At 64.4% G+C, this 14613-nt stretch carries 18 protein-coding genes and 1 riboswitch; of the genes, 4 read left to right on the forward strand and 14 right to left on the reverse strand.

Annotated features, from left to right (window positions below; translation table 11 throughout):
* Positions 1-46 precede the first annotated feature (46 nt).
* Genes LCM4577_RS25580 through LCM4577_RS25595 form a run of 4 tightly spaced genes read right to left on the reverse strand, consistent with a single transcriptional unit; the run spans position 47 to position 2461 of the window.
* Positions 47-967: a pirin family protein gene (locus LCM4577_RS25580; RefSeq protein ID WP_071035502.1), complete on the reverse strand. Its 921-nt coding sequence runs from the start codon at positions 965-967 to the stop codon at positions 47-49.
* Between the two features lie 9 nt (positions 968-976).
* Positions 977-1243, reverse strand: coding sequence for a DUF2277 domain-containing protein (locus LCM4577_RS25585; RefSeq protein ID WP_040991104.1), 267 nt, complete (start codon positions 1241-1243; stop codon positions 977-979).
* Between the two features lie 36 nt (positions 1244-1279).
* Entirely contained in the window at positions 1280-1531 is a 252-nt protein-coding gene (locus tag LCM4577_RS25590; protein WP_071035501.1) for an exodeoxyribonuclease VII small subunit, read from the reverse strand.
* 3 nt (positions 1532-1534) lie between these two features.
* Positions 1535-2461 carry a histone deacetylase family protein gene (locus LCM4577_RS25595; RefSeq protein ID WP_071074032.1) on the reverse strand — a complete coding sequence of 309 codons (927 nt, stop codon included), beginning with the start codon at positions 2459-2461 and terminating at the stop codon, positions 1535-1537.
* Between the two features lie 115 nt (positions 2462-2576).
* Positions 2577-2754: riboswitch (cobalamin riboswitch) on the forward strand.
* Positions 2755-2796: 42 nt separating this feature from the next.
* On the opposite strand from LCM4577_RS25595, the gene bluB reads away from it, so the two are divergent.
* Positions 2797-3528, forward strand: a complete 732-nt coding sequence (gene bluB / locus LCM4577_RS25600) for a 5,6-dimethylbenzimidazole synthase (protein ID WP_071074033.1) — start codon at positions 2797-2799, stop codon at positions 3526-3528.
* Here bluB and LCM4577_RS25605 read toward each other — a convergent pair whose 3' ends face one another.
* Both LCM4577_RS25605 and LCM4577_RS25610 read right to left on the reverse strand, forming a co-directional pair.
* On the reverse strand, positions 3529-4512 hold the full coding sequence (locus tag LCM4577_RS25605; RefSeq protein WP_071074034.1) for a hypothetical protein: 984 nt from the start codon (positions 4510-4512) through the stop codon (positions 3529-3531).
* Between the two features lie 233 nt (positions 4513-4745).
* Positions 4746-5339, reverse strand: a complete 594-nt coding sequence (locus tag LCM4577_RS25610; RefSeq protein ID WP_040991099.1) for a TetR/AcrR family transcriptional regulator — start codon at positions 5337-5339, stop codon at positions 4746-4748.
* A gap of 120 nt (positions 5340-5459) precedes the next feature.
* Between LCM4577_RS25610 and LCM4577_RS25615 the strand changes: the two genes are divergently transcribed.
* Positions 5460-6680 (forward strand): MFS transporter, encoded by a 1221-nt coding sequence (locus LCM4577_RS25615; protein WP_071074035.1) that lies wholly within the window; start codon positions 5460-5462, stop codon positions 6678-6680.
* Between the two features lie 18 nt (positions 6681-6698).
* Here LCM4577_RS25615 and ribB read toward each other — a convergent pair whose 3' ends face one another.
* Positions 6699-7799, reverse strand: coding sequence for a 3,4-dihydroxy-2-butanone-4-phosphate synthase (ribB, locus tag LCM4577_RS25620; protein WP_041005110.1), 1101 nt, complete (start codon positions 7797-7799; stop codon positions 6699-6701).
* Positions 7800-7876: 77 nt separating this feature from the next.
* The gene (gene aroC, locus LCM4577_RS25625) at positions 7877-8992 is read right to left on the reverse strand and encodes a chorismate synthase (RefSeq protein WP_040991094.1); all 1116 of its coding nucleotides are present in this window, start codon (positions 8990-8992) and stop codon (positions 7877-7879) included.
* Positions 8993-9197: 205 nt separating this feature from the next.
* Here aroC and LCM4577_RS25630 point away from each other — a divergent pair, with 205 nt between their 5' ends.
* Entirely contained in the window at positions 9198-9461 is a 264-nt protein-coding gene (locus LCM4577_RS25630; RefSeq protein ID WP_040991091.1) for a DUF1344 domain-containing protein, read from the forward strand.
* Between the two features lie 174 nt (positions 9462-9635).
* Here the strand turns inward: LCM4577_RS25630 and LCM4577_RS25635 are convergent, their stop codons facing one another.
* The 4 genes from LCM4577_RS25635 to LCM4577_RS25650 all read right to left on the reverse strand — a co-directional run bounded on the left by LCM4577_RS25635 (position 9636) and on the right by LCM4577_RS25650 (position 12776).
* Positions 9636-10223, reverse strand: coding sequence for a histidine phosphatase family protein (locus LCM4577_RS25635; protein WP_071074036.1), 588 nt, complete (start codon positions 10221-10223; stop codon positions 9636-9638).
* A gap of 106 nt (positions 10224-10329) precedes the next feature.
* On the reverse strand, positions 10330-11148 hold the full coding sequence (gene fabI, locus LCM4577_RS25640) for an enoyl-ACP reductase FabI (RefSeq protein ID WP_071074037.1): 819 nt from the start codon (positions 11146-11148) through the stop codon (positions 10330-10332).
* Between the two features lie 107 nt (positions 11149-11255).
* Positions 11256-12182, reverse strand: a complete 927-nt coding sequence (locus LCM4577_RS25645; protein ID WP_041005104.1) for a DnaJ C-terminal domain-containing protein — start codon at positions 12180-12182, stop codon at positions 11256-11258.
* 129 nt (positions 12183-12311) lie between these two features.
* Positions 12312-12776, reverse strand: coding sequence for an RT0821/Lpp0805 family surface protein (locus LCM4577_RS25650; RefSeq protein WP_071074038.1), 465 nt, complete (start codon positions 12774-12776; stop codon positions 12312-12314).
* Positions 12777-12816: 40 nt separating this feature from the next.
* Here LCM4577_RS25650 and pdxH point away from each other — a divergent pair, with 40 nt between their 5' ends.
* Complete coding sequence (pdxH, locus tag LCM4577_RS25655; protein ID WP_041005309.1) at positions 12817-13434, forward strand: pyridoxamine 5'-phosphate oxidase; 618 nt, start codon at positions 12817-12819, stop codon at positions 13432-13434.
* A gap of 15 nt (positions 13435-13449) precedes the next feature.
* Here the strand turns inward: pdxH and LCM4577_RS25660 are convergent, their stop codons facing one another.
* Positions 13450-14019, reverse strand: a complete 570-nt coding sequence (locus LCM4577_RS25660; protein WP_071074039.1) for a hypothetical protein — start codon at positions 14017-14019, stop codon at positions 13450-13452.
* A 9-nt stretch (positions 14020-14028) separates the two neighbouring features.
* Positions 14029-14607, reverse strand: a complete 579-nt coding sequence (locus LCM4577_RS25665) for a hypothetical protein (RefSeq protein ID WP_071074040.1) — start codon at positions 14605-14607, stop codon at positions 14029-14031.
* Between the last annotated feature and the right edge of the window lie 6 nt (positions 14608-14613).

Consider the following 14613-nt stretch of genomic DNA (forward strand, 5'->3'; position numbering starts at 1 on the left):
ATAGGCCGCCGCCGGGCGAATGTAAATGCGCGCCGGTGATGGATCTCTAGTTCTCCGGCAGCGGAATGAACTCCTCCTCATCGCCGGGAACGATATCGAAGCGGCCTGTCTTCCATTCCTGCTTGGCCTGCTCGATGCGTTCCTTCGAGGACGAGACGAAATTCCACCAGATATAGCGCTGGGAACCGAGCGAAGCGCCGCCGAACAGCATGAAGTGGGCGCCGCGCTCGGAGGCGACGACGATCTCCTCGCCCGGCTTGAACACCAGAAGCCGCTCGGCCGGGAAGACATCGCCGGCGATCGAGACTTCGCCTTCCAGCGTGTAGATGGCGCGTTCCTCGGCGTCGGCGGGGATCTGCACGCTGGCGCCGGCCGCCAGGCGCAGATCAGCGTAAAGCGTGTCCGATGCGGTCGCCACCGGCGAGCGCCATCCTGAGAATTCGCCGATGACGACGCGGCCGCTGACGCCCTCGGCATCGATCTCAGGCAGGCGGGCCACCGACGTGTTCGCAAACACCGGGGCGATTTCCTCCTTGCCGTCGGGCAGCGCGAGCCAGGTCTGCAGGCCGGAGACCGACATCGGCGCACCGCGCAGCTCTTCCGGCGTGCGCTCGGAATGGACGATGCCGCGCCCCGCGGTCATCAAATTCACGTCGCCCGGCGCGATCACCATTTCGGTGCCGAGCGAGTCGCGATGCCTGATCTTGCCGTCGAACAGATAGGTGACGGTGGAAAGGCCGATATGCGGATGCGGGCGCACGTCGAGCGCATGGCCGGCGCGCAGGATCGCAGGCCCCATGCGGTCGAAGAAGATGAACGGCCCGACCAGACGGCGCTTTGCCGTCGGCAGCGCGCGGCGCACCTCGAAGCCGCCGATGTCCTTGGCGTTGGGGACGACCATCAGTTCGATCTGGTCGCAGGCGAAGGCATCGCCGGGTTCAGGATCATTTCCGGGAAAGAAGCTCATGACTGTCTCTTAGGCGAAACGCAGCGCCGACCTGGCCTTCGCCTTGGCCGCCTCGACCTCGCGGTTGCGCGGTTCCTGGCTGGTTTCGAGCGAATCGATCAGTTCGCGCGCGGCGGCCGCGATTGCCTCGACGGCGTGGTGGAAAGCATGCTCGTTGCGCTTGGACGGTTTCGTCGAGCCGCTCAGCTTGCGCACGAACTGAAGCGCTGCGTCATGCACTTCGTCATTGGTCGCCGGCGGCTCGAAATTGGCCAGGGTCTTGATGTTGCGGCACATGGCTTGGACTCCTTACCTGCTTGCTCTGCCCCCAAGTTATTCCGCGTCCAACGGCTCCGTTCCCGCCGGCTTGCCGTCGCGCGACAGCCGGATCTTCTCGACCTTGTCCTCGGCCGCCTTCAGCAGCCGATCGCAATGCGCCTTCAGCGCCTCGCCACGCTCATAGATCCGGATCGACTGGTCGAGCGGAACATCGCCGCGCTCCAGATCATCGACGATCTTCTCCAGCGCGTCGAGCGCCTGTTCGAAGCTCATCGCCTTGACGTCCTCATTGCCTTCCACTGCCATACCCTATCCCTTCATCAGCCGCCCGACATGGGCGGCGACTGAAAATGCCAGTCCCTGCAGATCGTAGCCGCCTTCCAGCAGGCTGACGAGCCTGTTGGAGCTGTGGCGCCCGGCGCGCTCCATCAGCTTGCCGGTCGCCCAGTCGAAATCGTCCTCGGTCAGGTTGATCTCGGCCAGCGGATCGCGGTGGTGCGCGTCGAAGCCGGCGGAAATGATGATCAGGTCCGGCGCGAACGCATCGATGGACGGCAGCACGCGCGACAGGAAGGCGTCTCGAAACAGGTCGCTGCCGGTCTGCGGCGCGAGCGGCGCGTTGACGATGTTGCCGGCGCCGGTTTCGCTCTTCGCGCCGGTGCCCGGGTAAAGCGGCATCTGATGCGTCGAGCAATAAAGCACAGACGGATCGTCCCAAAAAATGTCCTGCGTGCCGTTGCCGTGATGGACATCCCAGTCGACGATGGCGACGCGCTCGGCCTGATGTTTCTTCTGCGCATAGCGGGCGGCGATGGCGGCCGTGTTGAACAGGCAGAAGCCCATCGCCGTGGTCTTTTCGGCGTGATGTCCCGGCGGGCGGGCGGCGACGAACACATTGGCGGCACGGCCCTCGAAGACATCGTCGACGGCGGCATTGGCCGCCCCGATCGCCGTCACCGCCGCCTGCCAGCTCTTCGGGCTGGCACTGGTGTCGGCGTCGATCGAGACGATGCCGGTCTCAGGGATTGCCGCGCGGACGCGTTCGACGAATTGCTCGGGATGCGCGTAAAGGATCGTTTTCTCGTCGCCTTCGGGCGCTTTGACGCGGTCGAGCGCCGAAAAGGCATCGTCGTCCAGCACACGCTCGATGGCGCGCAGCCGGTCGGGCCGCTCGGGGTGGCCGGGCGGCGTGAGGTGTTCGAGGAAGATCGGGTGCGTGTAGAGACGGGTGGCCATGGCGCCTAATCTAGGCACCCGCGGCCGTAATGACCATGTTTGAAACGCCGAATGGCTGGGGAAATTGCGCCAGCCGATGTCGTCCGCGCCATTGGCGGGCGCCGAACTTTGCGGTAAGGTCACTTCGCTGCCTGGTGCCCGTGACGCGGGAGAATCGGGAACACGGTTGAACTCCGTGGCGTGCCCAACGCTGTGAGGGGGACCGCGCCGGCAAACGCCACTGTCCATGACGGGAAGGCGCCGGAGCGGGACGATCCCGAGCCAGAAGACCGGCCCGGCAGACATGGTCATCCGCTTGGTCAGGCGGATGACTGCTTGTCGCAAGGGGAAATGCGATGACGGCAGCAGCGATCGCCGCGAGCGGCGACGATTTTGACCAATTGGCGCGCGACGCGGTCTATCGTGCGATGTTCACCAGGCGTGACGTGCGCAGCTATTTTGTCCCCGACGATCTCGATGACAGCGTGCTGGCGCGGCTCATCACCGCCGCTCATCACGCGCCGTCGGTCGGCTACATGCAGCCGTGGAATTTCATCGTTATCCGCGACCAGACAAGGCGGCGGCAGGTCCGCGACTTGTTCCTCGCCGCGCGCGAACAGGAACTGCCGGCGATCGAGGCGGAACGGCAGGCGCTGTACCGCAAGCTTAAGCTCGAAGGCATCTGCGAAAGCGCGCTCAATCTCTGCATCACCTGCGACCGGCAGCGATCGAAGGACTCGCCGCTCGGGCGCTGGCACAATCCGGAGATGGACCTCTACAGCACCGTCTGCGCGGTGCAGAATTTCTGGCTGGCGGCACGCGCGGAAGGCGTGGGCGTCGGCTGGGTGAGCATCATCGAAACGGAGGCGCTGAAGCGGCTTCTGTCGATCCCGGAGCATGTCACGCCGATCGCCTATCTGTGCGTCGGCCGCGTCTCGGCCTTCGCACCGAAACCGGACCTCGAAGCGCATGGCTGGGGCAGGCGCCTGTCGCTGCCCGAGCTGGTGATGAGCGAGACGTTTTGCGGCGCCGGAGAAGCGCCACTCAAATCGGCGATTGCGAGACTTAGCGGCCCGCCAAAGCCGTGATCAAGCGGCCCGGGGCGTGTCCCAGCGCGATCCACCGCCGAAGGAGCCCAGCGCCTTGTCGCGCAGTTCCCTGAATTTGGACGAGGCCTCGGCAAGCCGCGTGTCCCATTCGGGATTGGGCACCTGACCTTCGATGGCTTCGAAATAGACCTGCATCAAGGACGCGATGGCGAACGGCTCGATGAAGGCTGCCTTGAAGGCCCAGGCAAAGACGATCGCAAGCACGAAGGCCCAGCCGGCCAATTGTCCGGGCATGACCCACAGGATGGCGGCGGCAGGCGCCAGCATCAGCAGGAAGATGACGAAGGACACGCCCCACATGATCACCCCAAGCCAGACGGCGTTCTTGACCATGTGCTTGCCGTTCTGGGCGTAAAGCACGACGCCTTGGCGCGCCGTCTCGAAGGGCGAGCTCGAATTGACGCGGATGTTGTAGCCCAGGATGATCTCGTCGACATAGGTCAGCGAGATGCGGATGACGGTGTTGATGAAGCTGACGATGCCGCTCAGGCCCGGAATGGGCAGGAAGGCGGCGATGCCGCCGATCAGGCCGGTGATGGCGCGGATGGCGCCCTTGACCAGCTGATCGACGACGAAAAGGATGTTGGCCTCGGCGAAACGCTGGGTGACGACTTCCTTGGCATAGGCGATCTGGCCCTGGCCGTCGGGCACGTCATGGCCGTCGATCAGATGCACCATGACGGAGATATGGCCCGCTTTCAGCACGTAGAGGATGTATTCGCGGATCCAGTAGACGGCGATCGAGACGATGCCGAAGCCGACCACGCCGCCCCAGAGCGCGAAGGACATCGGGCCGTCGGGATCGGTCGAGATGTGGCCGACGCCGTAGCCGACGCTGGCGCCCGTGCCTGTCGCCATGATGTAGGCGACCGTGATGCCGAAATAGACGATCATGCGAAAGACGATGAACGGCCATGTCCGCATCATGATCGACACAGACCGGCCAATGCTGAAGTCCCACATGGCCCCGACTCCCCACACCCCGCGCATGACCCCGAAAATCGGAAGCGATTTTCGGAGAGGATCATGCGCCAAATCAAAGTTTTACAGCGTCCTTTGCGCGTTCAAAGAACGCGCGGCGCTGTAAGAGAATGGCTGGGGAGGATGCGCTCGCCCTATTGATTGTCAATCACGGCAGGGTTGCACCGGCCTGAAACCAGTGCACAACGCGGTGGCCTGGTTACCCAAGCGTGCCCTCAAGGCTTCTTGCGCAAGCCTTCGAGCAGCTGCTTGAACGCCGCGATCGCCTTCTTCGAGGTGGCTTCCGGATCCTTCGAATTGGCGATGCGCTGCGCGGCCTGGCTGCTGGCGCCATTGATCAGCCGCGAGGCCGTCTCGGGATCGACATCGGCGACGACCACGCCCTCTTCCTGCAGCCTGGTCAGATGCTCGGTCATCGAGGCCGTGCAGGCGCTGGCATTCGGCCATTGCGCCGGGTCGCCAAGCACGGCCGGGCCGTCGCGGAACATGATGCGCTGGATCTCCGGCTCCAGCGCCATCTCGATATAGGTGGTGCATTCGTCGACGAAATGCTGCCAGCGGGTCGGCGCCTTCGAGGCCACCTCGTTCACCCGCACGGCCATTTCGCCGTCGATCTCGGCGATCACCGCCTGCAGCAGGCCTTTCTTGTCGCCGAAATGATGGTAGAGCGCGCCGCGCGTCAGACCGGCCGACGCGGTGAAATCGTCCATCGAGGCCTCGGCATAGCCGACCGTGCCGAAGGCGTGGCGGGCAGCCGCGATCAGCTTGGCGCGCGTTTCGGCGATCATCTCCTTGCGCGGTCTGTGCATGGCTCTGGCCCTACTCACATACGCGTCGTATGCCAATTGACATACGCGGCGTATGAATTATCTGACATTCATACGCGACGTATGTAATTGTGGTATTCACCCTTGTCGAGGAGCAGGATCATGCGAAACCCCTATGCGGACATCTTTCGGGCTCCCGGCACCAAAGGCTTCGCAGCGGCCGCCTTCATCGCGCGGCTACCGATCGCCATGGCGCCGATCGGCATCGTGGCGATGCTGTCGCAGACACATGGCGAATACTGGCTGGCCGGAGCAGTCTCAGCGACCTATGCCCTTGTGAATGCAGTTTTGTCGCCGCAGATCTCGCGATGGGTGGATCAGCGCGGCCAAACCGCGATTGCCCTGCCGACCACGCTCGTCTCGGTGCTTGCCTTCGCGACGTTGATCGTCGCGGCCAACCAGCACTGGCCGRCCTGGACCCTGTTCGGATCGGCGCTGGTTGCCGCCGCCATGCCCAGCATTCCGGCGCTGGTCAGGGCGCGCTGGACCGAGATTTTTCGCGATCGCCCCGAGCTGAACACCGCCTTCGCCTTCGAATCCGCCGCCGACGAGCTGGTCTACGTCGCCGGCGCCTCGCTGTCGGTTGGCTTGAGCGCGGCGCTGTTTCCCGAGGCCGGCATGGTGGCCAGCACATTGCTGCTCGCGCTCGGTTCGGCGGCATTCCTGTTGCAGCGTTCCTCCGAGCCGCCCATCCGCCCGGCGGAACATGGGGCGACCAGCTCGGCGATCCGCCTGCGGCCGGTGCAGATCATCACCTTCGCGCTGATCTTCGTCGGGGCGACCTTCGCCACCACGGAAGTCACGACAGTCGCCATCACCAAGGCGCTTGGCCAGCCTGAGGCGGCAAGCCTGGTCATCGGCGTCTACGCGCTCGGCTCCTTCGTGCTCGGCATCATCGTCGGCGCGCTCGGCCCGAAGGCGCCGCTGCAGCGGCAACTGGCGGTCGCGGTCACCGTGATCGCGCTCACCACGCTGCCGCTGCTTTTTGCCGACACAGTGCCGACGCTGGCGCTGGCGGTGTTCGTCAGCGGCGTCGCGATCTCGCCGACCTTCATCACCGCCTTCGGCCTGATCGAGCACCACGTGCCGCCGGCGATGCTCACCGAAGGCGTCACCTGGGTGACGACCGGCATCGGCATCGGCATGGCGCTGGGTTCCTTCGCCGCCGGCTGGATGGTCGACACGTTCGGACCGCAGAACGGGTTCTGGGTGTCTGTGGCAGCCGGCGCGATTGCGCTGGCCACCGTGCTCGCCGGACAATGCCGGCTGGCGACAGGCGATTGCGACGTGGACAGGCGCGAGGCGGTGGCCCCGGCGGAGTGACGCGAACCGCTCGTCGACTTACAGAATTTCCGTCTTCGCGATGTGGATGCCAAAGCCCTCGAGGCCGACATAATGGCGCTCGCGCGAGGCGATCAGGTTGATCGAGGAAATGCCGAGGTCCTTGAGGATCTGGGCGCCGAGGCCGATCTCGCGCCATTCGTTCTCGCGGCGGCGGGCTTCCTCGTGGTCCTCGCGGTCGCCGCTCTGCGGCCGCTTGCGCTCCTGGTGGGCGACGCCGACCGAGCCCTCGCGCAGATAGACGATGACGCCACGCCGGCGTTCGCCCATCGCCTTCATGATGCCGTCGAGCCGGTGGCTGGTGCCGAAGACGTCGGTGACGACATCTTCCGGATGCAGGCGCACCGGCACGTCCTCGCCGTCACGGATGTCGCCGAAAACGACCGCCAGGTGGTGCATGGTATCCCATGGCAGCGTGTAGGTGAAAGCCTGCGCCTTGCCGCCGGGCGTTTCGATGTCGGAACAGGCGACGCGCTGGACCAGCGTTTCCTTGCGCTGGCGGTAGGCGATGAGATCGGCGACCGAAACCTGCTTCAGGCCGTGTTCCTCGGCGAAGGCCTGCACTTCCGGCCCGCGCTTGACCGTGCCGTCGTCGTTGACCAACTCGGAGATGACACCGACCGGCGGCAGGCCGGCGAGCTTGCAGAGATCGACCGCGGCTTCGGTATGGCCGGAGCGCATCAAGACGCCGCCTTCGCGCGCGATCAGCGGGAAGATGTGGCCGGGGCGCACGAAATCCGACGGGCCGACATTGCCGTTGGCAAGGTTGCGCACGGTGAGCGTGCGGTCGTCGGCGGAAATGCCTGTTGTCGTGCCGTGCTTGAAGTCGACGCTGACCGTGAAAGCGGTGGTGTGCGCGGAATCGTTGTCAGCCACCATCGGTGCGAGGTTCAGGCGCCTGGCATCCTCGCGCAGCATCGGCGTGCAGACGATGCCGGAGGTGTTGCGCACGATGAAGGCCATCTTCTCCGGCGTGCAATGCACGGCGGCGACGATCAGGTCGCCCTCGTTCTCGCGCCCGTCATCGTCCATGACGACGACGATTTCGCCGCGCTCGAAGGCGCGGATCGCTTCGACGATCTTCTTCTGGTCGTAAGGCATGGGGCGCTCGCTTCGCTCGCAGGAATTAGGCAGTAGGCAGTAGAAGAAAGAAACGGCTGTGTCGGGCGGTCTACTGCCTATTCCCTACTGCCTACTGCCTTCCCTGTCTGTCCTCTATGCCGCAGATAATGGTCTGCGATCGCGCAAGCAACCATGGCCTCGCCGATCGGAACGGCGCGTATGCCGACGCACGGGTCGTGGCGGCCCTTGGTCATCACCTCGACATCCTTGCCGTCCTTGTCGATCGACTTGCGGGGCGTGAGGATCGAAGACGTCGGCTTGACGGCGAAGCGGGCGACGATCGGCTGTCCGGTCGAGATGCCGCCCAGGATACCGCCGGCATGGTTGGACAAAAACACCGGCTTGCCGTCATTGCCCATGCGCATCTCGTCGGCATTCTGTTCGCCGGTGATGCGGGCCGCCTCGAAGCCATTGCCGATCTCGACGCCCTTGACGGCGTTGATCGACATCAGGCCGGACGCGATGTCCTGGTCGAGCTTGGCGTAGATCGGCGCGCCGAGCCCCGCCGGCACGCCGTCGGCGACGATCTCGATCACCGCGCCGACCGAGGAGCCGGCCTTACGGATGCCGTCGAGATAGGCGGTGAAGACCGGAACCGAGGCCGGATCCGGGGTGAAGAACGGGTTTTCGGCGTCGCCGACGAAATTCCAGTTCCAGTTGGCGCGATCTATTTGTTTCTCGCCCATCGAAACCAGCGCGCCACGCACCACCATGCCGGGCACTATCCTGCGGGCGAGCGCGCCCGCCGCCACTCTGGCCGCCGTCTCGCGCGCAGAGGAGCGGCCGCCGCCGCGGTGGTCGCGCAGGCCGTATTTGACGTCATAGGTGTAGTCGGCATGGCCGGGCCGGTACTGGCGGGCGATCTCGCCGTAATCCTTGGAGCGCTGGTCGACATTGTCGATCAGCATCGACACCGGCGTGCCGGTGGTGATCATGGTCTCGCCGTCCTCGTCGAGGATGAAGCCGGACAGGATCTTGACCTCGTCCGGCTCGCGGCGCTGGGTGACGAAGCGCGACTGTCCAGGGCGGCGGCGGTCGAGCTCGGCCTGGATGTCCTCGCGCTTGAAGCGGATGCCGGGCGGGCAGCCGTCGACAACGCAGCCGAGCGCCGCACCATGGCTTTCACCCCAGGTGGTGACACGGAAGAGGTGGCCGAAGGTGTTGTGAGACATGAAAATACGCCCTGCCCCGGTGAGGGAACCCGGTTAAGGCTGCCTTCTATTGGCGTTTTCCACAGTGGTCAAACGGTGATCGGCTGCATCAAACTGTGATGTGGCGGATTTAGTTTTGACACATTCGGTTGGTTTCTGYTCTCTTCCCATCCGCCGTTGAGGATCCGCCGCTGACCAGCCGGCGCAATGACCAAAGAGGACGACGATGCGTACCCTGATTGGCGCCGCCTGCGCCATGCTCATGATTTCCACCGCCGCCGCGTTCGCCGGCCAGACCGAAGGCCTGATCAAGAAGGTCGACAAGGACACGCTGACGCTGACGCTTGACGACGGCAAGGCCTACAAGCTCAACGCTGAGACCGATATCGACTCGCTGAAGCCCGGCATGGACATCGTCATCGCCTATGACGTGACCAATGGCGAGAATGTCGTGACGGATATGCAGCTGCCCGACAGCGACCAGAACTAGTCTACGCCGCGGGGTTTTGGCCGCTGTACTGAGCCGGGTATATGACGACCTTGGAAACTGGCCGGAACGCCGAAGCTTCGTCATCCTACGGCGGAGCGAGCGAAGCGTCGCGTAGACCCTGGGATGACGAATTCAGGTGGCTTCGTCCGCTCTCCTGTAGGCTTTGAGACTGCCTCACAACCACTGCAAACTGCGGCCCTCCAGCCGCAGCAGGCGGTCCTGAGGGACATCGAGGCCGGCCGCTTGCTGCTTGGAAAGGCCGGCGACGAAGCGGAAGAAGCAGCGGATGACGCCGCCATGCGTGACGCAGACGGTCGGCTGCCGAAGTTCGGCGAACCATGGCTTTATCCGCTCAAGCAGCATCTCGTAGCTTTCGGCGCCCTCGCCGGGCGGCTGGAAATCCCACTTTGCGTGGCGGCGGCCGTCGGTCGAGCCGGGGGCGCGTTCCTCGAGCTCGGCGAAGGTAAAACCCTGCCAGTCGCCGAAACTTATCTCCACCAGACGCGCATCGGTGCGGTAAGCGGTGGGATCGAGCCCCATCGCTTCGCGCATCAATTCCATCGTCTCGCGCGTGCGGCGCATCGGGCTGGCGACAAAATCGAAATCCGCGGGATTTCTGACAAGCTCAGCCAACCATCGGCCGTTAAGCCTCGCCTGCTCGCGGCCGAATGCGTTGATATCGGTGTCCGCCTGGCCCTGCAGGCGGTGCTCGGCATTCCACTCGGTCTGGCCGTGGCGCGCGATGTAGACGAGCGGATACATCAGGTCTTCCGGAGGTCGGGCGCTATTTGCTTTTCAAGCAATTCCGGACGGAAAACCGCTTCGCACTTTTCCTGGAATTGCTTGGAYGCGGGATAAGCGGAGAGGATCAGTCCTTGACGGTCGAGATATCCGGCGCGTCGACGGCCTTCATGCCGACGACATGGTAGCCGGAATCGACGTGGTGGACCTCGCCGGTTACGCCGCGCGACAAGTCCGACAGGAAATAGACGCCGGAATCGCCGACCTCCTCCTGAGTGACCGTCTGCTTCAGCGGCGAATTGTACTCGTTCCACTTCAAGATATAGCGGAAGTCGCCGATGCCGGAAGCGGCAAGCGTCTTGATCGGACCGGCCGAGATCGCGTTGACGCGGATCTTCTTGGCGCCGAGGTCGACGGCCAGATAGCGAACGCTGGCCTCAAGCGCCGCCTTGGCAACGCCCATGACGTTGTAATGCGGCATCACCTTCTCGGCGCCGTAATAGGTCAGCGTCAGAAGCGAGCCGCCTTCGCTCATCAGCGGCTCGGCGCGCTTGGCGATGGTGGTGAAGGAAAACACCGAGATGTCCATGGTGCGCAGGAAATTGTCACGCGTCGTCTCGACATAGCGGCCGGTGAGCTCGTCCTTGTCGGAGAAGGCGATGGCATGGACGAGGAAGTCGAGCTTGCCCCAGTGCTTGGCGATATCGACAAAGACGGCGTCGAGGCTTTCCGGGTCGGTGACGTCGCAATGGCCGGCAACATGCGCATTGAGTTCGGCCGCCAGCGGCTCGACGCGCTTCTTGAAGGCCTCGCCCTGATAGGTCAGAGCGATTTCGGCGCCGTGATCGACGCAAGCCTTGGCGATGCCGAAAGCGATCGACCGATTGTTGGCGACGCCCAGGATCAGGCCTCGCTTACCGGCCATCAGGCCCTGTCCACCTGCCATGTGCAAGCTCTCCGCAAGAATATCTGCTTTGTGGAGAGCCTATCGCACAGGCACAGAGCCCCTTCAAGCGCCCAAAAGACACTGCAACAGGAACAAAATTCCCCCAATCAGCCTTTTTGGCGGCGCATCAGGGCCTCAAGCTCGGCATCGCCGCCTTCCGGCAGCATCAGCCGCACATGGGCATAGAGATCGCCACGGCCGCCGGCCTTTTCCGGCAGGCCCCTGCCCTTCAGGCGCAGCACCTTGTCCGAGCTCGACCATGCCGGAACGTTGACCGCGAGCTTGCCGGTCGGCGTCTCGACCGCCACCTTGGCGCCGAGCACGGCGTCGGCCAGATCGACGGGCAGATCGACATGCAGGTCGCGCCCCTCGATACGATAGCGCGGATGGCGGCGGATGTGGATCTTGACCAGCGCGTCGCCCGGCTGGCCCGGCCCCTGCTCGCCCTGGCCCTTCAGGCGAATCGTCTGGCCGTCCTCGACATAGGCCGGCAGCTTGACTGCCACCTTGCGGCCATCGGGGAACATCGCCGTCACCTTATCGGCGGTGGCTGCCTCCTCGACGCTGATATCCATGGTGACGTTGAGGTCGGCCGCCTGGACCGGCTGGCGGCGGTCGGCCCGGCCTGCGCCGCGGGCGCCGGAAAAGGCTTCGCCGAAGATCTGGCTGAAGATGTCGCTGTTGCCGTCGAACGGATCGCCGCCCGGACGCCCGGTGCGGAATTCGAAATGCGCACCGCCCGGGCCCTGCTGACGGCGGAAGCCCGCGAACGGGTCGCCGCCGGCCGCGCCCTCGAAACCCTGGAATTTCGGCTTGCCCTCGGCGTCAATCTCGCCGCGATCGTAGGCGGCGCGCGTCTTCTCGTCGCCGACGATCTCGTAAGCCTGGTTAGCGGCGGCAAAACGGTCCTTCGCCTTGGGATCATTCGGATTCTGGTCCGGATGATATTTCTTGGCGAGCTTGCGGTAAGCCGATTTTATGTCCTTGGCCGATGCGTTCTTGGCAACGCCCAGCACCTCATAGGGGTCGCGCATGCTTCCTGCCTGCTAGAGAGAATGGATTTGTAGTCGCCCCCTATATGCGCTCGCATAGGAAGAAATTCCAGTAGTGCAAGGCAATTAGCGCACGAAACTGAGAGTGCCCGAATTCGCGGCATCCGATAATCAGAGCGCCTTGAATTCCTGCATGCGCCAGCCGCCGGCGCCGGCGAGGCACAGCTCGCCCTTGTAGAGGGCAACGCCATCGAAGCTCTCGCGCGTGGCGCTGAAACGACGGCAGGTCAGGCCGCCCTCCTTTAACTCCACCAGTTCGGTGATGGCACCGCGCGAGCCGGTGCCGGCATTGGCCCATGGCACCGCCTGGCCGCCAAGCTCCTTGATGTCGGCGGATGAAACGGCGTTGCCGATCGTGGTCTGGTCGGAATCCTGGTCGGCCGAAGCCGGCGCCGCAGGCGAGTACGGCGTGCTGGAGGTGACGATGGAGCGGTCGACATCGACCTTTTCGAGGCTGAAGCCGCCGGCGCCGCAGGCGGCAAGGGGAAGCACCAACGTCAACAGCGCAGCCTTGGCGCTGGCCGAAGCGATAACGCTCCATTGCCTGCTGTCAAAAGCTTGCGCGATACGCGACAATCGGCGAACTCCTCCCGCAATGTTAAAAATTTGGAAAACTATGAACGAAACCGAGTTAACAAGCAGTGACTTCACCGAAGCTGCGGAGCCATTCCGGCTCTTTGCCGCATGGCTGGAGGATGCCGGCAAAAGCGAGCCCAACGATCCCAACGGCGTGGCGCTGGCAACCGTCGACGCCGACGGCATGCCGGATGTGCGGATGGTGCTGCTCAAGGGGTTCGACGAAAAGGGGTTTGTCTTCTACACGAATTTCGAGAGCGCCAAGGGCCGCGAGATTCTTGGCAGCATGAAGGCGGCGATGTGCTTCCACTGGAAATCGCTGCGCCGCCAGGTGCGCGTGCGCGGGCCGGTGGAGATCGTCAGCGACGCCGAGGCCGACGCCTATTATGCGACACGGCCGCGCGGCAGCCGCATCGGCGCCTGGGCCTCGAAACAGTCGCGGCCGCTGGAGAGCCGCTTCGCGCTGGAGAAGGCGGTGGCCGAATACACGGCGCGCTATGCCATCGGCGAGATTCCACGGCCGAAGCACTGGTCGGGCTTCCGCATCCTGCCGCAGACGATCGAGTTCTGGCACGACAGGCCGTTCCGCCTGCACGACCGTGTCGTCTTTTCGCGCAACGCCAAGGGCGGCTGGGATAAGACGCGACTCTATCCCTGACCTCGAGGCGGGAGATCAGTCCTTCTCGAGCTGAAACAGCAGGAAATGCGGCCGTTCGCTGGCGACGCTGACGGCTGGGCGTATGGACGTCGTCGCTTCCTTCGGCACCAGGAACGTCTCGCGCAGGTTGAGCGTGTCGCCGCTCTTGGCGCCCGAGAAGATCGCCGAGATGCAGTTGCCGACATTGTCGGGGGTTTTCAGCGAGACGATCGAGGTCGGCGACCAGCGCCGGCCGTCCTTGTCGACCAGCACGATCTTGCAGCCGAGCCAGAGCTTCTGCAGGTCCGGATTGCCGATCTTGACCTGGAAGTCGGCAAGCACCGGCGCGGAGTCCGGCGGCAGGTTCGACATGCCGAAAGCGCCGCGCAAATCGGTCAGCTTCCAGTCGCTGCCGCCGAACTGCGCGCTCTGGCCCCAGGCGACACGGCGCGGGAACAGATCGTTGTTTCCAAGCAGCGTCTTGACACTGTCATAGGACTCCACGGCCAAGGCGAACGGGATCAGCAGCACGAGCGACCACAGGCTGCGGCGGCGCCATTTCCGCTCGCTTGCCCTATTGTCCCGATCCAGAGCCTCTGCCGTCATTCGCTCTCCTCAGAGTGGCTCAGCCATATCCAGCGTATCGACCGTGCCGCCGGGCAGGCCGTCCGCCGTGATCGTCACCGGCCCAAGCGAGATCTCGGCCTGCGAGTCCAGCGCTGCCACCAGCTTCTCCGAAATGAGCAAGGTCGCGTTGTTCGCCTGGTCCGGCCGCACTTCGAAGATCAGCCTCGCCTTCCTCGGCAGGCCGGGATCGACCGCGACCGGCAAAAGCCCGTTCATGAAGGACAGCCGCTCGGTCTGGTCGTAAGTGAGGCCTGTCGGCCCCTGCCAGGACGCGACGGAGACCACGGTCGACTCTGCCCGCGCCGCGAACGCGACCGTGACCACGGCCCAGACGCCGCCGGTGGTCAGCACCTTTTGTTGGCCGAACTGGTCGACCTTCAGCTTGCGGGCGAACTCGATCTTTTCGGCACGGACCTCGAAGGCGCGCCCGACGACCGTATCGCCCAGCTTCCCGCGCGCCGGGATCGGCCCGATCAGGTCGCCATAATGCGGCTTCGATATCTGCAGGCCGTAGCAGAACACCACGGCGAGAAGCAGCAGGACGATGTTGGCCGATTTTCGCATCATGGGCCC

Origin of the sequence: Mesorhizobium sp. LCM 4577 (genome assembly GCF_001854795.2) — a bacterium.
Taxonomy (GTDB): Bacteria; Pseudomonadota; Alphaproteobacteria; order Rhizobiales; family Rhizobiaceae; genus Mesorhizobium; species Mesorhizobium plurifarium.

Coding starts and splice junctions, on each gene's coding strand:
- LCM4577_RS25580 (WP_071035502.1), bottom strand. CDS start 967: ATGAGCTTCTTTCCCGGAAATGATCCTGAACCCGGCGATGCCTTCGCC.
- LCM4577_RS25585 (WP_040991104.1), bottom strand. CDS start 1,243: ATGTGCCGCAACATCAAGACCCTGGCCAATTTCGAGCCGCCGGCGACC.
- LCM4577_RS25590 (WP_071035501.1), bottom strand. CDS start 1,531: ATGGCAGTGGAAGGCAATGAGGACGTCAAGGCGATGAGCTTCGAACAG.
- LCM4577_RS25595 (WP_071074032.1), bottom strand. CDS start 2,461: ATGGCCACCCGTCTCTACACGCACCCGATCTTCCTCGAACACCTCACG.
- bluB (WP_071074033.1), top strand. CDS start 2,797: ATGACGGCAGCAGCGATCGCCGCGAGCGGCGACGATTTTGACCAATTG.
- LCM4577_RS25605 (WP_071074034.1), bottom strand. CDS start 4,512: ATGTGGGACTTCAGCATTGGCCGGTCTGTGTCGATCATGATGCGGACA.
- LCM4577_RS25610 (WP_040991099.1), bottom strand. CDS start 5,339: ATGCACAGACCGCGCAAGGAGATGATCGCCGAAACGCGCGCCAAGCTG.
- ribB (WP_041005110.1), bottom strand. CDS start 7,799: ATGCCTTACGACCAGAAGAAGATCGTCGAAGCGATCCGCGCCTTCGAG.
- aroC (WP_040991094.1), bottom strand. CDS start 8,992: ATGTCTCACAACACCTTCGGCCACCTCTTCCGTGTCACCACCTGGGGT.
- LCM4577_RS25630 (WP_040991091.1), top strand. CDS start 9,198: ATGCGTACCCTGATTGGCGCCGCCTGCGCCATGCTCATGATTTCCACC.
- LCM4577_RS25635 (WP_071074036.1), bottom strand. CDS start 10,223: ATGTATCCGCTCGTCTACATCGCGCGCCACGGCCAGACCGAGTGGAAT.
- fabI (WP_071074037.1), bottom strand. CDS start 11,148: ATGGCAGGTGGACAGGGCCTGATGGCCGGTAAGCGAGGCCTGATCCTG.
- LCM4577_RS25645 (WP_041005104.1), bottom strand. CDS start 12,182: ATGCGCGACCCCTATGAGGTGCTGGGCGTTGCCAAGAACGCATCGGCC.
- pdxH (WP_041005309.1), top strand. CDS start 12,817: ATGAACGAAACCGAGTTAACAAGCAGTGACTTCACCGAAGCTGCGGAG.
- LCM4577_RS25660 (WP_071074039.1), bottom strand. CDS start 14,019: ATGACGGCAGAGGCTCTGGATCGGGACAATAGGGCAAGCGAGCGGAAA.
- LCM4577_RS25665 (WP_071074040.1), bottom strand. CDS start 14,607: ATGATGCGAAAATCGGCCAACATCGTCCTGCTGCTTCTCGCCGTGGTG.